Here is a 17,213-nt window from a genome sequence, read left to right on the forward strand (position 1 = left end):
GTCATAGGGCTAGCGCTCGCTGCAAATCATCGTGCTCAAACGCACTGGCCATACGGTTGATCTCGGCTGACCGCGCACCAGCCGCCTTTGCGGTCTCGCGCCACGTTGCGGTGGAGGTCGCGACTTCCTTAATGATCGCGCGAGCCTGGGCGAGCGTGAGGGCGAAGAACCCGGCAGTTTCTTCCAGCAGATCAAGGGAGCAGGTGCCTTCATCAAGATCTATGTTGGTCGTCAGGACGCGCGCCCTGACGTCGGTAGGCACTGGATTGAGGTCATAGGCAGGGGACAGCGACCAGCCCGCTTTGCCGAGCCACAGAAAGCCGTGATTTCTCAGGTGGTCATCGACGTTGGAAATCAGCACATTGAAGGCGACACGGCGATAAAGCGCATGCGCATCGGTCTTTCCCTGCGCGCCGTGTTCGGCCAAGGCGTCTACCATCTCCGGATAGCTACCACGCTCGCCGTCCTTTGCGCCCATCATCGCCATCGCGGACAGGAAGGGGATCCGGACAGCACCATCGCGGTCGAAGCGACGCGAGAGCATGACCTTCTTGCCGGCGACGTTGATGAGCTCATGGAGGGGCGTGACAATGCCGGCTTGTTCAGCCAGTTGCAGAGCGACCTCTTCCCATGTCTCCATGCTGTAGTCGTCGGTTTCCTTAGGAAACTTGGCGATCGAGAGATGGCCATGTTGATCGATAACAGAAGCCTTCGGGCGCGCTCCACCAAGCGAGGAGCCAGGCGCGAAGATAAGTTGGAGGTCTTCGTCGGTTTCCTCATCGCGCAGAATACGTTCGGTGATCTGCAGCAGGCGGCCGAGCTCGATGAGGGCGGGGACGCCGGCACGGATCGGCGCCTGGAATTCCTCGTCGCCGACCCAGCGGAAACGAAGCGCGCCGAGCCGTGTCTCGTCGGCGACGCCAAGCAGATAGTCGCTTTCGGCCAGTGTGCGAACGGCCCGGCCATCGCGCTCAGCCATGCGCCTTTCGGACCGTTGCATGAGGCGTCGGCCCCAGGTATCGGGTGCTGAGTCGCCAATAGAGCCAAAGGTTGCGAGGCCAGCGGGTGGGGCGAACGCTCCCCGGCTCAGAGCTAGAGCGGGCTCCAGCGAGAAGCGGTCGGGATCCTCAAGCCAGGCACGGTCATACTCAAACATTATCGTTTCGGCACCACGGAGGCGATTGCTCCGCGCCAGTCCGATCGGACGTGTGCGGCCGTGAAGGTCGAGATGAACTTCAAAATCAGCCATCGCGTGGCGATCCCGGCGATCGCTTTGGGTGAGCGTGCTTGGGCAACTCCGCACTGGCCAGAGACTGGCCGACGCTGTCGTTACTGATGTCGGCGACTTGGCTCAGCCCATCTAGCAGGCCGAGTGCCTGGAGGACGCCTGCATAGATGCCGATGCTGACATTGGTGTCGCCGGCCTCGATCTTTTGAAGCGTTGAGCGTGAGGTGAAGGCGCGTTCGGCTACTACCGCCATAGGCAGGCGGCGACGTCGACGTGCGTCGTGGATGTCTGCGCCCAGTTTGCGCAGCGCGCGCCGCACAGCGGCCGGAGGGTTATGAGGTGTCGGCATTTTGCCACCTTCGCACTACAGATTGGCGGGATATGTAGCATGAAGCTTACAATCGTTCCAGAGGGATGGTCGGGTAGAAAAGCTGATTGTTTCATCGTGCCCCTAGCATGACTTTGAGCAGGAGCAGATCACATACAACTATTTGCGCGCTGAGCCGCCATGGGCGGCAGCTAATGACGGAACCAGAAGCAGCGGATGTTCCAAAATAACGATTTTATGCATCAAAAGGTATAAGAATCAGTTGGTTAGACGAATCATAGCAAGGGGCGGCGGTTCGATCCCTTTCAAGGCGAACAAGTCGATTTGAACCGCCCGATCCGGAAATCGTCGATCGGTGTCTCCGTTTTGCCGCCCGCGATCAGTTCGGCCATCACGTCGCCGACGCCTGGGCCGAGCTGAAACCCGTGACCGCAAAAGCCGAAGGCATGGAAAAGGCCCGGCGTCGTCGCGGAAGCGCCCATGACCGGAAGCCCGTCCTCGACATAGCCTTCGCAACCTGACCAGGTGCGGATAACGGACACATTGGCGAGTGCAGGCAGGATTGGCAGGAGAGAACGCAATTGGCCTGGCAAGCGGGTTGGGTCCGCCTTGGCAAGGCCGGTATCGAGCGAGACCTCGGTGCGCTCGGCACCGCCGCCGAAAACGATATTGCCGCGCTCGACCTGGCGAAGGTAGCCGCCGCCGTGATCATGCGCCCAGACGCCGACAACCGGCAGCATGCGATGCGGCAGCGGTTCCGTCACGCCCATCTGCGGACCTCTGGCGCGGATCGAGACGGTTTCACCGAATTGCGCCGATACCTGTGCGCCCCAGGCGCCGGCGGTATTCAGCAGGTTGGCGGCGGCATGAATGCCGCCGGAGGTTTCCACCTCGAAACCGTAAGCGCTCTTGCGGACCGCCTTCACGTCGACCTCCTCGACAATCCTGGCGCCGTGGCGTCTTGCTGCATCGGCAAAGGCCGGCGCGATCAGCCGCGGATTGCCACTGCCATCCTGCGGCGAAAAAGATGCGCCGATTGCCTCCGGCCCGAGAAGGGGAAAGCGGGCATGCAGCTCCTTCTGCGTCAGTTCTTCAAGATCGAGCCCCCAAGGTCGGGCAGCGGCGGAAAACGTCCGCATTTCCTCCTGCCCCTTTTCGGTAAACACCAGCCGGACATGGCCAGTCGCGCGGAACTCCACATCCCGCCCCAGCATTTCATGGGCCTTGTTCCAGATGTCCAGGGAACGCCGGGCGAGCGGAAGCTGCGGCAGGTAACGGCCGCTACGGCGGATATTGCCGAAGGAGGCAACCGTTGCTCCGCTGCCGACGCGGTTCCGTTCTATCAGCGTCACATTCATGCCGCGCTTGGCCAGAAAATAGGCCGAAGCGCTTCCCATCAGACCGCCACCCAGCACGATCACATCCATTGGGCTGCCCCCGATATCTGTCATGAGGGCTACCATTCAGGTCCGCGCACTGAGTGTCAAAGTCGAGGATTTCGACCGCCCATAAGTCCCACTTATGGACTGCGCTCAACAAGGCATAAGCGCCACTTATGGGATCCTGTATTTTCGCTCTTGGACCGGGCTCCCCAATCCATGTCAGCTTCATGACATAGATCAGCAAGGGACTTGAACACATGGACAATGCGGCCTCGCATAGCAAAGGCGGCCACGATCAGCAGGACTGGAAGATCGGCGTCGATATCGGCGGAACCTTCATCGATTTCTGCGCGCTCGAAACGCGCTCAGGCCGTGTCGCGTCGCTCAAGGTTCTGACGACACCGGACGATCCGGGCGCAGAGCTGATGACCGGCCTGACGCTTCTGGCCGAACGCGAAGGGCTCGAACCTTCGGCTGTCAGCCGCTTCGTGCATGGCACGACGGTCGGCATCAACACGGTCATCCAGCGCCGCGGCGTCTCGCTGGCGCTGATGACCAATGCCGGTTTCGAAGACGTGATCGAACTGGCGCGGCTGAGAATGCCGGATGTCTATTCGTTGTTCTGCGCGCGGCCCGACCAGCTGATTGCCCGCGACATGATATTCGGCATTCCAGCCCGCCTGCGGGCAGACGGTGGCGAGGCCCAGGCACCAGATCTCGCCGTCGTCGCGACCGCTGTCGAAAAGGCAAAGGCCAATGGTGCCGCCGGCATCATCATCTCCTTTCTGCATTCCTGGCGCAACGACGCCCATGAGGCGGCGGTCAAGCAGGAGATCGCCCGGATCGCGCCGGAACTCTTCGTCTTCACCTCCTGCGAGGTCTGGCCGGTCATCCGCGAATACGAGCGCACGACCACGGCCATCCTCAACGGTTACGTCCATCCGCGCGTTTCCGGTTATCTGACGGCGCTCGAAGAAAAGCTGCTGTCACGCGGCGTCACGGCGCCGGCGCTACTGACCAAGTCGAATGGCGGCGTCATGAATGCCGACGAAGGCAAGCGCTCCTGCGTGCAGATGCTGCTTTCGGGCACCGCCTCGGGCGTCATCGGCGCTGCCTGGCTCGCCCGCCGCGCCGGCGAAAAACATATCCTTACGCTCGATATCGGTGGTACCTCGGCCGACTTCGCGCTGATCATCGACGGCGAGCCGCAATTCGGCACCGGCGAACTGATCGGCGAATTCCCGCTGCATATTCCATCGGTCTCGGTAAGCTCGATCGGCATCGGCGGCGGTTCGATCGCCAGCGTCGATGCGCAGGGCGTGCTAAGGGTTGGCCCGGAATCTGCTGGCTCCACGCCCGGACCGGCCTGTTACGGCCGGGGCGGTACGCAGGCGACAGTCACCGACGCCATGGCCGTTTGCGGCTGGCTCGGTCACAGCCAGATGGCCTATGGACAGCTGCAGATCGACGTGGCGCTCGCCCGCGCCGCTGTCACGCGCCTCGCCGACAAGATCGGCCGCACGGCGGAAGAAGCCGCCCAGGCCATTCTCGACATTGCCACCTCGGAAATGTTCGTCGAGGTCGAGAAGCTCGCCTCACGTGCCGGTGTCGATCTGCGCGAATTCACCCTGATGCCATTCGGCGGCGGCGGCCCGATGCTCGGCGCTTTCCTCGCCCGCGAATTCAAGATGGCGAAGGTTATCGGCCCGCCACGGCCGGGCGTCGTTTCGGCGCTGGGCGGTCTCGTCGCCGACCTGCGCGGCGATTTCATCCGCACCGTGTTCACCCATCTCTCGGATGAGGCTGCGCCGCAATTGCGCGCTGCGCTGGACGAGCTTGCCGTCGAGGGTCGCAACTGGCTTTCTAAGCAGGGACATGCGGGCGCCGCGACGCTGAACGTCTCTGCCGACATGCGGTATCTCGGCCAGAGCTTTGAAATCGAAGTGCCGGTCCAGGCGGCCTGGATCAGCGAAGGAAAACTCGGCGCAATCGAGGAAGCGTTTCATGCCATGCATGCAAGGCTCTACGATTTCCACGATCCCGATGGCGCGATCGAGATCGTCAACCTGCGCCTCTCGGCAATCGGCGCCGGCCCGGCACTGAAATTTCCGGTCGACGCCCGCGAAGGCGGCGAGACCGTTGATCCGGAACGGGAGATCCCGGTCTTCACCGGCAAGGATTTCGAATGGATTGGGCTTTACCCACGTGAGCGCCTTCGCCCCGGCAGCCGTTTTGCCGGCCCAGCGGTGGTCGCCCAGGAAGACACGACCTTTGCCATTCCCGGCGGCGCGCATGTCGAAGTCGATAGCCACCTGAACCTGCATCTCACCTTTTCGGAGTAACAGCTCATGTTCGATCTCTTGAACCTTCAGGTGTTCGCCAACCACACCCGCGCTGCCGCCGAAAACATGGCCTATACGCTGCAGCGCACCGCCCATTCCGCCTTCGTCAAGGAGACGGAAGATTTTACCGTCATGCTGATCAACCGAAAGGGCGAGACTTTTGGCGTGCCGATGGGGCTCGGCGCCACCTGGTATCCGGGCCTCACCTATACCCGCGCGATCGAGATGATCGACGATTACAAGCCGGGTGACGTCGCCTTCACCAACGATCCCTATTCCTGCTTCGTCGCCACCCATGCGCCGGACACCCATTTGTGGAAGCCGGTCTTCTACGAGGGCGAGATCATCGGCTGGACGGGTGGCCATATCCACAATACCGACATGGGCGGCGCAGTGCCCGCCTCACTGTCGCGAGCACTGACGGAGATCCATCAGGAGGGCATCCGTTTCCCGCCGATGAAGCTCGTCAACGAAGGCGTCTTCGACGAACAGATCCTCAAAATCATGACGACCAACGTCCGCAAGCCTGAGCTCAACATTGGTGACATGAAGGCGCTGGTCGGAGCGCTCAACACTGGCGAGCGAAAAATCCTCGCCATGGTGGAAAAGTTCGGCAAGGACGCTTTCCTGGAAGGCACCGAAGTTCTGCTTGACCATGCCGAAGCGCAGGCGCGCGATCTTCTGCGTTCCATGCCTGACGGGACCTGGGAATTCGTCGATTATGCCGACGAGGATTCTGTCGAAGCCAATCCCTGCCGCCTGAAGCTGACGCTGACGATCCGCGGCGACGAGGCTTTGCTGGATTTCACCGGCTCGGACCCGCAGCTCGGCTCCTCGCTCAACGTGCCCTCGGGCGGTGATCCACGCCACACGATGCTGCTGGTCGGCGTCTATTACGTTCTTTACACCCTGAACCCGAGAATCCTGCTGAATACCGGCCTGACCCGGCCGTTCACCTGCATCACGCCAAAGGGCAGCGTGTTGAACCCGATCGCGCCCGCCGCCGTTGGCATGCGTTCGCTGACCTGCGCGCGCCTGCGTTCGGTCATCTTCGGCGCCTTCAACCAGGCGGTTCCGGAAAAGCTTCCGGCTGCACCGGCCGGCAATAACTGCATCGTCAACGTCATGACCACCGACGAACGCAGCGGCCGCACCATCATCGCAGCCGTGAACCCCGTCGTTGGTGGTGGTGGCGGCATGCCTTATCGCGACGGCACGAACGGTTCCGGCGCCGATGCGGCCTATCTCAAGAACACGCCGATCGAGATCACTGAGACCGAAGTGCCGATCGAATTCGTCAAATACGGTCTAGCCAAGGATAGCGGTGGCCCCGGTCGCTGGCGCGGCGGGCTTGCCACCGAAATGGCCTTCCGGGTCTTTTCGCCAGGCAGCCGTATCACCGCCCGCAACCGCGATCGAAGCTTCTTCCGCCCCTGGGGCACGCTCGGCGGCCGGGCCGCCGGCCTTTCGGACATGGTGCTCAACCCCGGCCGCGACGATTTCAAGCGGCTCGGCAATATCGATACGGCGATCCTGCAGCCCGGCGACGTGCTGGAAATCCGCTCCGCTGGCGGCGGAGGGCGTGGCAACCCGATCGAACGCGAGACCTGGCGTGTGGAACAGGACGTTGCCCGCGGCTACGTTTCCGCGGAGGCCGCCGAGCGCGAATATGGTGTTATCATCCGTGACGGCGTGGTGGATGAGGCGGAAACGGAAAAGGTGAGGATCGCACGCGCGCTGCCGAAGGCGCATTTCCATTACGGTGCCGAGCGGGATGGCTACGAGGCGCAGTGGACGCCGGCAGCCTATGATCTGCTGACCGAGCTTCTGGCCGGCATTCCCATCCACTGGCGCTTTTTCACCAAGACGGAAATCTTTCGTCGCATGAAGGGCCGCGTCGGACCGGAAGGCGTGGCTGCCGCCTTCGCAGACGTCCGGGAGCGTTTCAAGGAAATGCCGGAACCTTCGCTCGCACGCAAGGAAGCCGCCGAATGACAGCGGATCTGCAGCCTGCCCGGCGAGGAGGGCGAATTGTACGCCTTACGGAAAAGGGCAGGCCGCTGGTCCGGTTCAGGCTGGATGGCGCCGATTGCCAGGCGCTCTCCGGCGATACCGTCCTGACCGCCGTGCTGGTCTCGGCTCCCGCCGTCAGGCAATCGGAATTCGGCCCGGAAAAACGCGCGGGCTTCTGTCTGATGGGGGCCTGTCAGGACTGCTGGCTCTGGTACGAGGATGGCGGCAGGCTGCGGGCCTGTTCGACCTTGATTGCCGACGGCATGCAATTGCGGACCGCCCCGCCGGAGGGATGGCGATGACACCTCCTAACGTAGAAAAGGTCGTGATCGTCGGCGCCGGCCCGGCCGGGATCCGTGCCGCCGAGCTTCTGGTCAAGGCCGGTATCAAACCCGTCGTCATCGATGAAGGCCTGAAAGGCGGCGGTCAGATCTACCGGCGCCCACCACAGGGTTTTACGCGGCCGCCCAAACAGCTTTACGGATCTGAGGCACACAAGGCGGTGGCGCTGCATACGGTGTTCGACCGAATGGTTGCCGCCCGAGAGATCGAGTATCACTCGCAAAGCTCCGTTCTGGCGACCGCAGGCAATCTGCTGCAGGCGTTGACGCCCGATGGTCGCAAGGATTTCACCTATGACCGCCTCATCCTGGCGACCGGAGCGATGGACCGTCTGGTGCCGATCCCCGGTTGGCAGGCGCCCGGCGTCTATAGTCTGGGCGCAACGCAGATCGCCCTGAAGGCGCAAGGTGTCGCGCTGGGCGACAAAATCGTTCTTGCCGGTTCCGGCCCGCTGCTGACGCTGGTTGCGACGCAATTGCTGAAGGCCGGCGCCGATATCTCAGTCATTCTCGATACATCCTCGCTGCGCGACCAGATGGCCGGCCTGCCGGGCATGCTGGCAAGACCGGGCCTCGTTTTGCGCGGCCTGCTGATGCGTGTGAAGCTAGGACGGCTCTATCATGCCGGCGTAAAGCTCGACCGCATCGAAAGCGATGAGCAAGGCCCCGTCGCCATGCATTGGCGTGATGCGCGGGGCAGGGCGCAGGTCACGGAATGCGATATGGTCGGGCTCGGCTGGCATCTGCGCGCAGAGACGCATCTGGCAGGGCTGGCCGGTTGCACATTCGACTATGATCAGAGCTGGTCGCAATGGCTGCCGCGCACCGATCGTATGGGCAGGGCGGCCGAGAGGCTTTACCTCGCCGGTGACGGTCTGCGCATTCTAGGCGCCGATGGAGCCGAGGTGGCCGGCCATCTTGCGGCGACCGCCTGCCTTGCGGATATGGGCCTGCCCGCACCGGATGCGGCATCGGATCTGTGCCGGCTGGATCGCCTCGAGCGTTTTGCCCGTGGCATGGCGCGGGCCTTTCCCTGGCCGCGACACATCGTTCGCGCCGTCCCCGACGAGACGGTCGTCTGTCGCTGCGAAGGCGTGACGGCGGGGCAGTTGCGCGAGAGCGTTTCTTATGGCGGGGCGGAGGCCAACCGGGCCAAGTCGTTGGCGCGCGTCGGCATGGGGCGTTGCCAGGGGCGTTATTGCCAGATCGCTGGAGCGGAGCTGATCGCCGACAAGGCCGGCATCGAAGTCTGTGATGCTGGACGGCTTCGCGAACAGGCGCCCGCAAGACCTTTACCGATAGGCGCCTGGGTTCGCGACTCCTGATCTGAAGGCTCAGGCCTCCGTCTCTATCGCCTTCAGGACCGCCGCACAGGCCTCGCGAAGGTTGTCGCGCATGTCGATATGGCTTCCGGTCAGCGGCCGGTCGCGGCTCGTCAGAAGCGCGATCGGCACGGAAATCCTCTGCTGCAGCGGCCGGCGGACCAGGCCCGGAAACTGTTCCCAGGGCAAGAGCCCATCGACGATGGCGACGCCGAAACCGTCGCGTACGAAAGGGAGGGCGGTGATGGAAATGTCGATCTCGATCGCCGGATTGAAAATCTGCCTTTCGGCAGCGGCGGCACTCACCAGTAATCGGCCGGGCAGGGTGCCGGCGCGATAGGAGATCAGCATCTCGTTCTGCAGGTCGGCAAAGCCGATACGCTCCAGTTCAGCGAAGCGGTGGTTCTCGGGAATGATGCAGACGAGTTCCGCGTGCCCGAGCGTCTCGACATCAATTCCCGGCCGTGCCGCGTTGTTCATCACAATACCGAGCGGCGCGTCACCGTCGCGGATCATGTCGACGACGTTGACGAGTGGCGCGATCAGCGAGCGAACGACGATCTCGGGATGCGAGGCGCGGAACGAGAAAAGGGCCTTGGGGATGATCGACATCGCCGGGGGTGCGGAAGCGGCCACCCGGATCAGCCCGGTGCGCCCGAAACGCATGTCTGTCGTGCGGCGGCGAAGGGCGCTGAGTTCGGAAAATATCCGCTCACACTCCGGATAAAGCTCTTCCGCCTCCCGGGTCGGCACTAGCTTGCCGCGTACCCGGCTGAAAAGCTTGAAACCCAGCTGGTCCTCGGCATGCAGCAGGATCTGGCTTAGCGCTGGCTGCGATATATTGAGCATGGCAGCTGCGCCGGTCACCGTTCCGGTGCGCATCAGCATGCAAAAAACCTCGAGCTGGCGTGCCTGCATGAGTATTCCCTTGGCTTATGTCGCGATCTCCCCGGCACTCTAGCGCGCAGAATTGCAATTCAGAAGTCGGCGACCTTGCCCCAGGAGGAGCTTTCGAAGCGTTTCGGATGGTAGGGCACGGGATCGACGATCGGCTCGGCTGCCGCGGTGACGATATCGGCAATCAGGTGGCCGGCGCCCGACCCGATGCCGAAACCATGGCCGCTGAAACCGGCAGCCAGGATGAAGCCGGGCACATTCGCCACTTCGCCGATCGCCGGCACGCCATCGGGGGTGGAATCGATGTAACCCGCCCAGCGCGCAGTGATGCGGCGTGTGCCGATCGCCGGCAGAAGCTCGATGGCGCGCTGGTGTACCAGCCTGATCGTTCCGTCGTCGACGGCCGGATCGAGGATGCGCATCTGCTCCATGGGCGTCGGCCGGTCCAGCCGCCAGCGAGCGAGCGTTTCGTGGCCGCTGCGGAACCCTTCGATACCGCCCGGTGAGAGGCTGCGCCAGCGGTGCATGAACATCGGCAGGAATTGTCCCGCAAAACGGATGTTCTGGGGCGTCAGGTCGACCCGGCCACGGCCGCTGATTGCCAGCGTATGGCCGCCACCGCCGCGACGGGTCACCGAAACGCGCGCCGTGTGAAGCGCGTCCGGTAGCTCTCCGTCGCCGGGGCCGACGGAGAGAATGGAGGAGCGGATCGAGGCCTGCGGGAAACGGATGCCGAGCTGGCGGCAGAAGGACGAAGCCCAGGCGCCGCCGGAGAGGATCGCAACCTTGGTTTTGATGGTGCCGTGTTCGGTGACGACAGCCGAAAGTCTGCCGCCTTCGGCCTCGATGCCACGTGCTGCGCAGTTCTGGATCACCGCGCCGCCGAGCTTGATTATCGCCCTTGCCACGGCCGGTGCGGCATTGGCCGGGTCCGCGGTGCCGTCCGTTGGCGAGAAGACGCCGCCCTTCCAGGTTCGGCCTGTCGCCTTGCCGCGGGCGCTTGCCTCGGCACTGTCGAGCATATGGGTCGTGACGCCGACGGTGCGGGCGAAATCGCGCCAGCGCGCCCAGCCGGCCAGTTCTTCCTCGCTGTCGCTCAGGTAAAGCAGGCCGCAGCGCCGGAAGCCGGTATCCTCGCCGCTTTCGGCAGCAAAACGATCCCAGAGATCCAGGCTTTTGGTCGCCATAGGAAGTTCGCGCGCATCGCGGTTCTGCTGACGGCACCAGCCCCAGTTCCGACTCGACTGTTCTGCGCCGACCCGACCCTTTTCGATCAGCACCACCTTCAGGCCGCGTCTCGCGAGATAATAGGCCGTGAAAACGCCGACGATACCGGCGCCGATGACCACCGCGTCGGCGGAGCGCGGCAATCCCGCGTCAGTTTCCACGAGCGTGAGCGGTGCTGGCATGATGTTCAATCTCCTGGGACGCAACCGGGTCGATGTATCAGCATAAGGGCGCTGCCGACGCCGTGGTTACCGCACATCCTGGCCGGGCAGCACAAGATTCCGACGATGGGCATGCATCCAGCTTATTGTGCTGAGCGTCTCTACGCAGAATGAAATAGACAAGAGAAGCCAGAGTGTTAAAGTTAATCTCGAAAATTTGCGGCATAAAATGCTGCAAGCCGCCGGGTGCCTTGGAAGGTGTCAGCAGATGAAGCTCGATCGTATTGACATCAAGATCCTCTACGAGTTGCAGAAGAACGGCCGCATCACCAATGTCGAGTTGGCCGAGCTGGTCAATCTATCCCCGAGCCCCTGTCTGATGCGCGTCAAGAAGCTGCAGCAGGAAGGATATATCGAAGGATATTCGGCGCAGATCAATATTGGCAAGCTCGGCCAGACGCTGACAGTTTTCACCGAAGTCACGCTGAAGAACCACCGGCAAATCGATTTTGCCCGGTTTCTCGCAGCCGTCGAGCGGGTCGATCAGGTGATCGAATGCCACCTGGTTTCGGGCGGGTACGACTACATGCTGAAATTCGTCACTGCCGGCATCGGCGAATACCAGACGATCATGGAACGGCTGACCGACATGGATATCGGCATCGACAAATACTTCAGTTTCGTCGTTTTAAAGTCGCCGATCGTCAAGGCGCATATGCCGCTGACCAGCCTGTTCCCGGTCTGACCGACAACAAGCTCCCCGTTACAGTGAGACGGCTTACGCCGCCTCAGCCCTGCACATAGGTCTTTACCAGTTCCGGATCCCGTTCCAGGCGATCGAGCCAGCCGGGATCGAGCTTTGGTACGGATGAGAACAGCAGTTTCGAATAGGGATGCTGCGGCACTTTCGAGATGGCTGGTGTGATCTCCTCGACCTTGCGGCCGTTATACATCACGACGATCTCGTCGCAGATGGCCTCGACGACAGACAGATCGTGGCTGATGAAGATGTAGGAGAGTGAAAGCTCGCGCTGCATCTCCTTCAGGAGATCGATGACAGCGGCGGCAACCACGGTATCGAGTGCGGACGTGATTTCGTCGCAGACGATCAGTTTCGGTTCGGCCGCAAGTGCACGGGCAAAATTGACGCGCTGTTTCTGGCCGCCCGAAAGTTCGGCCGGTGTGCGGCTGCGCAGCGCCTTCGGCAGGCGCACCATATCCAGCAGTTCGTCGACCCGCGCATCACGCGCCTTGCCCTTCATGCCGTGATAAAATTTTAGCGGCCGGCCGAGAATTTCCTCGATCGACTTGGCCGGATTGAGTGACGTGTCCGCGTGCTGGAAGACGATCTGCAGCTCGCGCAGCTGCTCGCGGCTTCTCTGGCGGGCGGAGCGGGCAAGTTCATGCCCCTCTAGGGTCAGATTGCCGGCCGAGGCCGGCAGGATGCCGGCGATCGAGCGCGCGAGCGTGGATTTCCCGCAGCCGGATTCGCCGATGATCCCGAGATTGCGGCCGCGTTCCAGCACGAGGCTCGCTTCCTGCACCGCCTTGACGAGCGGCAGGCCGTCCGCCTGAAGTGGGCCGTAGCCGGCGATCAGGCCATTGACCTGCAGGAGCGGCCGGCTTTCCGGCGCCGCCGCCACGCTTTCGCCGCGCGCCTTCGGTTCGAAAGCCGACAGGAGTTCGCGCGTATAGGGATGTTTGGCACCGGCCAGAAGCTCGGCCGTGGTTGCGACTTCCTGGACCTCGCCGCCGCGCAGGACGACGATGCGGTCGGCGATCTGGGCGACGACCGCGAGATCGTGCGAGACGTAGACGCCGGCAATGCCGCTCTTCTTCATCACGGCCTTGAAGGCGCGCAGCACCTCGATCTGGGTCGTCACGTCGAGCGCAGTGGTCGGTTCGTCGAAAATGACGAGTTTAGGATCCGAGATCAGCGCCATAGCGGCAGCAAGGCGCTGTAACTGGCCACCGGACACCTGGTGTGGATAACGGTTACCGATGCCGTCGGAATCCGGCAGCGATAGCGCCTTGAACAGCGCGATCGCCTTTTCTTTCGCTTCCGCCGGCGACATCAGCTTGTGGATGCGGGTGACTTCGATGACCTGATCGATGATCCGCTTCGCTGGATTGAAGGCAGCCGCCGCCGATTGCGGCACATAGGACACGTCGAGGCCGCGCATCTTGGCGCGCTGGCCTTCGCTGAGCGCCACCATATTCTTGCCGGCCACCGTCACGGTGCCGGCCGATATCCTGCAGCCAGGGCGGGCATAACCCATCACCGTCAGCGCGATTGTCGTCTTGCCCGATCCGCTTTCGCCGATCAGTGCGACGATTTCGCCCGGTGCGATCTCGAGATCGACACCCTTGATGATCTCGATGCGGCGGCCCGCATCAGTGATCGCCTCTACCTTGAGATCGCGGATTTCAACGAGATTTTGCATTCACGCGCTCCGATCGCGAATCTTCTTGGGCAGATTGTCGATCAGCAGGTTGACGCTGATGGTGAGGCTCGCGATCGCCAGCGAAGGGACGATGACAGCCGGCGCGCCGAAGGGTAGACCGCCGATATTCTCGTGAACCAGCGCACCCCAATCCGCATAGGGCGGCTGCACGCCGAGCCCGAGGAAGGACAGGCCGGAAAGAAGCAGGACGATGAAGACGAAGCGGATTCCGAAATCGGCAAGCAGCGGCCCGATAATGTTTGGCAGGATCTCCGAGAACACGACATAGGAAATGCCTTCGCCGCGGGTGCGGGCAACGGTGATGTAATCCATCGTGTTGATGTTTACCGCCAGGGAGCGGGCGAAACGGTACGCGCCCGGTATGTAGATCACGCCCAGCATGACGATAAGGACGCTGAGCGACGATCCGACGGCAGCGGCGATGACGAGGCCGGAAAGCTTGCTCGGTATGGAGTTCAGGGCATCAAGGAAACGGCTCAAGACCGTATCGAACCAGCCGCCGACGACGGCAGCCGCCATGCCGAGCGCACCGCCGGTGAAACAGGCAATGCACACGGCGGCAAGCGAGATGCCGACCGTGTAGCGCGCACCCATGATGATGCGCGAGAGCATGTCCCGGCCGAGATAATCGGAGCCCAGCGGGAGCTTGCCGCTCATCGGGCCGAAATAGTCTTCATCGATGATCTCGCCGACCGGATAAGGAATGATATGCGGTGCGAGGAAGGCGATCACCGCCCAGAAGAGAATGATCGCAAGGCCGATTCTTCCGACCCAGCTGAACCGATAGCTCAAGCGGCGGGGCATGGTCGTGGATGTGGTCATGGTCAGCGCACCCTCGGATTGGCCAGGATTGCAACGATATCGGCAAAGGTGATGAGCGCGAGATAACCGATGCAAAAGATGATGGCGCAGGACTGGATGAGCGGCAGGTCGCGGGTAGAGACGCCGTCGACCATCAGCTTGGCGATGCCGGGATAGTTGAAGATCGTCTCGACGATGATGACGCCGCCGACGAGATAGGACAAAGCAAGTGCGATCGCATTGGCGATCGGCCCGACCGCGTTGGGCAGCGCGTGAATGATCACGGCGCGCCAGCGCGAGGCGCCTTTTAGGATAGCCGCCTCGACATAGGGCGTGTTGATCGTGTCGATCACGGCGGCGCGGGTCATGCGGATCATCTGGGCCGAAACGACGAAGGTCAGCGTGATGACCGGCATGGCGTAGATCTTTAGCACCTGCCAGAAGGAGGCGACGTCACCCGCGAAGGAAAGGGCCGGCAGCCATTTGAGATAGACGGAAAACAGAAGAACGGCCGAAGTCGCGATCATGAATTCCGGCACGGAGATGACGCCGATCGTCAGGATGGTGACGATCCGGTCATAAACCGAGCCTCGGAACATGGCGGAGGTGATGCCGAGTACCAGCGAAAGCGGCACGGCGATCAGGGTGACGATGCCGGCAAGGCGCATCGTGTTGACGAAACGCGCGCCGATCAGTTCGGCCACAGGCACGTTGTTGACGTAGGATGTCCCCAGATCTCCCTGCAGCAGTCCGAACAGCCAGCGCGCGAAACGGAAGAAGGCGGGCTCGTCGAGATGCATTGCCGCCCTGAGGCCAGCAACGGCTTCTGGAGTGGCGGCCTGGCCTAGCAGGATCGTCGCGGTATCGCCCGGCAGCATGGCCGTCGCGAAAAAGACCGCGAAGGACACGATCAGCAGCGTCAGGGCGGAGCTTCCGAGCCTATTCGCGATGAGTCCGAGGACATAGGTGCGCAATATTATTTCCCTGCCTGAAGAGTTCGAATTCGCCGGCACCACGCCCGCAAGAACGGGAATGGTGCTGTCAGGCGCAGCAAGGCGGCAGGAGAAATGTTCTCCCCCTGCCGCCGGCAATCGGCCTTACGCTTCGAGCCAGACGTATTCGGCGAAGGCGTAACCCATCATGCCGCCGAGCGGATTGGCTTCAAGGCCCTTCAGTTTCGCCGAGATCGCATCCACGTTCGAGATATAGACGGGGATGACGGTGCCGGCTTCCTCCGAAATCATCACCTGCATCTGGTTGTAGATCTCCTTGCGCTTGGTCTCGTCGAGGAGACCGCGTGCTTCGACCAGCATCTTATCGAATTTTTCCGACTTGTACTGGCTTTCGTTCCACGGCGCGTTGGATGCGTAGAGGAGCGAGAAGAGGATGTCCGGCGTCGGACGCGGGTTGATATTGCCGAAGTGAACCGGTGCCTTCAGCCAGTAGTTCGACCAGTAGCCGTCCGAAGGCACGCGCTGGACGTCGAACTTCATGCCGATCTCGGCACCCGACTGCTGTACGATCGTCGCCATTTCCACGGCCGAGGTCGGTGCTTCCGACGTGATCATCGGAATGGACTGGCCGAGAAGACCGGCCTTCTGGAAGTGGAACTTCGCCTTGTCCGGGTCATAGCCCTTCGGCTTCAAGTCGGCATTGTGATAGGCGCTGGCCGGCGAGACCGGCTGGTCGTTGGCGATTTCGGCAAGACCGCGCAGGACCGATTTCTGGATCTGCTGGCGGTTGATCAGGTATTTCATGCCGGCCACGAAATCGGCCTTGTCGCCTGGGGCGAGGTCGAGGCGGATGTTGAGGTCGGTATAGTTGCCGGAGGTCGTCTGCGACAGCGCGAAGCCCGGCTGGCTTTCGACGAGCTTCATCGAACGCGGCTTGATCGACGCGGCGAGATGAATGTCGCCCGAAAGCAGGGCGTTGACGCGGGCATTGTCGTCACTGATGGCGAAGAATTCGAACGAGTCGACGTGGGCGCCGCCCTTGAAGTAGTTCGGGTTCTTCGTGAAGATCGACTTCACGCCGGGCTGGAAGGTTTCCATCTTGAAGGCGCCGGTGCCGATGCCCTTGGAGAAGTCGGTCGTGCCGTCCTGAACGATCATGAAATGATGCTGCGACAGAATGGTCGGCAGGTCGGCATTCGGGTTGGCAAGCGTGATTTCGACCGTCAGGGGGTCGAGATCCTTGACGTCAGTGATCTGCTTGGCGATCGCATTGACCTTCGAGCCGACGGCCGGGTCGAGATGCCGCTTCAGCGAGAAGACGACGTCCTTCGAGGACAGCGTCTTGCCGTCGTGGAAGGTAACGCCGGAACGTAGCTTGACGGTCCAGACCTTGGCGTCGCCGCTCTTGATGCTTTCGGCGAGTTCCATCTGCACGGTGCCGGCCTGATCGAGGAAGGTCAGGCGGTTGTAGATGGCGCAGCAGCGGACATAGTCGGTCGACAGCGAAGCCTTGGCCGGGTCGAGCGTGTCGGCGGTCGAAGACGACCAGCCGGCCGCCTTGAGAGCGCCACCGGATTTCGGAGTTGCGGCAACCGCGTTAGAGGCGCGGCCGAGGATGAGGCCGCCAGCGGATGCGGCAATGCCGCCCGCCAGCATCATCCTCAGCAGTTCGCGGCGGCTTGCGCCCCGGCGAATGGCATTCTCGATCATGGCGTCGTCCGACGCGGTCCAGTTGGTGATCTTGTCGTTCATG

At 62.4% G+C, this 17,213-nt stretch carries 14 protein-coding genes; 5 read left to right on the plus strand and 9 right to left on the minus strand.

Annotation, left to right across the window (positions count from 1 at the left end; translation table 11 throughout):
- Nucleotide 1: 1 nt before the first annotated feature.
- The 3 genes from AB8B33_RS35440 to AB8B33_RS35450 all read right to left on the minus strand — a co-directional run bounded on the left by AB8B33_RS35440 (nucleotide 2) and on the right by AB8B33_RS35450 (nucleotide 2,983).
- Nucleotides 2-1,249, minus strand: coding sequence for a type II toxin-antitoxin system HipA family toxin (locus AB8B33_RS35440; RefSeq protein ID WP_439019059.1), 1,248 nt, complete (start codon nucleotides 1,247-1,249; stop codon nucleotides 2-4).
- Nucleotides 1,242-1,577, minus strand: a complete 336-nt coding sequence (locus AB8B33_RS35445; RefSeq protein ID WP_439019060.1) for a helix-turn-helix domain-containing protein — start codon at nucleotides 1,575-1,577, stop codon at nucleotides 1,242-1,244. Before AB8B33_RS35445 ends, AB8B33_RS35440 begins: the two co-directional genes overlap by 8 nt.
- A 284-nt stretch (nucleotides 1,578-1,861) precedes the next feature.
- Nucleotides 1,862-2,983, minus strand: a complete 1,122-nt coding sequence (locus AB8B33_RS35450) for an NAD(P)/FAD-dependent oxidoreductase (RefSeq protein ID WP_439019311.1) — start codon at nucleotides 2,981-2,983, stop codon at nucleotides 1,862-1,864.
- A 212-nt stretch (nucleotides 2,984-3,195) separates the two neighbouring features.
- On the opposite strand from AB8B33_RS35450, the gene AB8B33_RS35455 reads away from it, so the two are divergent.
- The 4 genes from AB8B33_RS35455 to AB8B33_RS35470 are packed head-to-tail and all read left to right on the plus strand — an operon-like array spanning nucleotide 3,196 to nucleotide 8,959.
- A complete protein-coding gene (locus AB8B33_RS35455; RefSeq protein ID WP_439019061.1) occupies nucleotides 3,196-5,280 on the plus strand; it encodes a hydantoinase/oxoprolinase family protein in 2,085 nt (694 codons plus the stop codon).
- A 6-nt stretch (nucleotides 5,281-5,286) separates the two neighbouring features.
- Nucleotides 5,287-7,275, plus strand: coding sequence for a hydantoinase B/oxoprolinase family protein (locus AB8B33_RS35460; RefSeq protein ID WP_439019062.1), 1,989 nt, complete (start codon nucleotides 5,287-5,289; stop codon nucleotides 7,273-7,275).
- Complete coding sequence (locus AB8B33_RS35465) at nucleotides 7,272-7,595, plus strand: (2Fe-2S)-binding protein (protein WP_037070992.1); 324 nt, start codon at nucleotides 7,272-7,274, stop codon at nucleotides 7,593-7,595. Before AB8B33_RS35460 ends, AB8B33_RS35465 begins: the two co-directional genes overlap by 4 nt.
- Entirely contained in the window at nucleotides 7,592-8,959 is a 1,368-nt protein-coding gene (locus AB8B33_RS35470) for an FAD-dependent oxidoreductase (RefSeq protein ID WP_439019063.1), read from the plus strand. Before AB8B33_RS35465 ends, AB8B33_RS35470 begins: the two co-directional genes overlap by 4 nt.
- A 9-nt stretch (nucleotides 8,960-8,968) precedes the next feature.
- Here the strand turns inward: AB8B33_RS35470 and AB8B33_RS35475 are convergent, their stop codons facing one another.
- A complete protein-coding gene (locus tag AB8B33_RS35475; RefSeq protein WP_439019064.1) occupies nucleotides 8,969-9,874 on the minus strand; it encodes a LysR family transcriptional regulator in 906 nt (301 codons plus the stop codon).
- Nucleotides 9,875-9,933: 59 nt separating this feature from the next.
- Nucleotides 9,934-11,262 carry an NAD(P)/FAD-dependent oxidoreductase gene (locus tag AB8B33_RS35480; protein WP_439019065.1) on the minus strand — a complete coding sequence of 443 codons (1,329 nt, stop codon included), beginning with the start codon at nucleotides 11,260-11,262 and terminating at the stop codon, nucleotides 9,934-9,936.
- 247 nt (nucleotides 11,263-11,509) lie between these two features.
- On the opposite strand from AB8B33_RS35480, the gene AB8B33_RS35485 reads away from it, so the two are divergent.
- Nucleotides 11,510-11,986, plus strand: a complete 477-nt coding sequence (locus AB8B33_RS35485) for an Lrp/AsnC family transcriptional regulator (protein ID WP_007815732.1) — start codon at nucleotides 11,510-11,512, stop codon at nucleotides 11,984-11,986.
- Nucleotides 11,987-12,029: 43 nt separating this feature from the next.
- Here the strand turns inward: AB8B33_RS35485 and AB8B33_RS35490 are convergent, their stop codons facing one another.
- The 4 genes from AB8B33_RS35490 to AB8B33_RS35505 all read right to left on the minus strand — a co-directional run bounded on the left by AB8B33_RS35490 (nucleotide 12,030) and on the right by AB8B33_RS35505 (nucleotide 17,212).
- Complete coding sequence (locus AB8B33_RS35490) at nucleotides 12,030-13,685, minus strand: ABC transporter ATP-binding protein (protein WP_439019066.1); 1,656 nt, start codon at nucleotides 13,683-13,685, stop codon at nucleotides 12,030-12,032.
- On the minus strand, nucleotides 13,686-14,534 hold the full coding sequence (locus AB8B33_RS35495) for an ABC transporter permease (protein ID WP_439019312.1): 849 nt from the start codon (nucleotides 14,532-14,534) through the stop codon (nucleotides 13,686-13,688).
- Complete coding sequence (locus AB8B33_RS35500; RefSeq protein ID WP_439019067.1) at nucleotides 14,531-15,481, minus strand: ABC transporter permease; 951 nt, start codon at nucleotides 15,479-15,481, stop codon at nucleotides 14,531-14,533. The genes AB8B33_RS35495 and AB8B33_RS35500 overlap by 4 nt, the downstream gene beginning before the upstream one ends.
- Nucleotides 15,482-15,604: 123 nt before the next feature.
- On the minus strand, nucleotides 15,605-17,212 hold the full coding sequence (locus AB8B33_RS35505; protein ID WP_439019068.1) for an ABC transporter substrate-binding protein: 1,608 nt from the start codon (nucleotides 17,210-17,212) through the stop codon (nucleotides 15,605-15,607).
- Between the last annotated feature and the right edge of the window lies 1 nt (nucleotide 17,213).

It is taken from the genome of Rhizobium sp. 768_B6_N1_8, assembly GCF_051811225.1.
GTDB lineage: Bacteria > Pseudomonadota > Alphaproteobacteria > Rhizobiales > Rhizobiaceae > Rhizobium.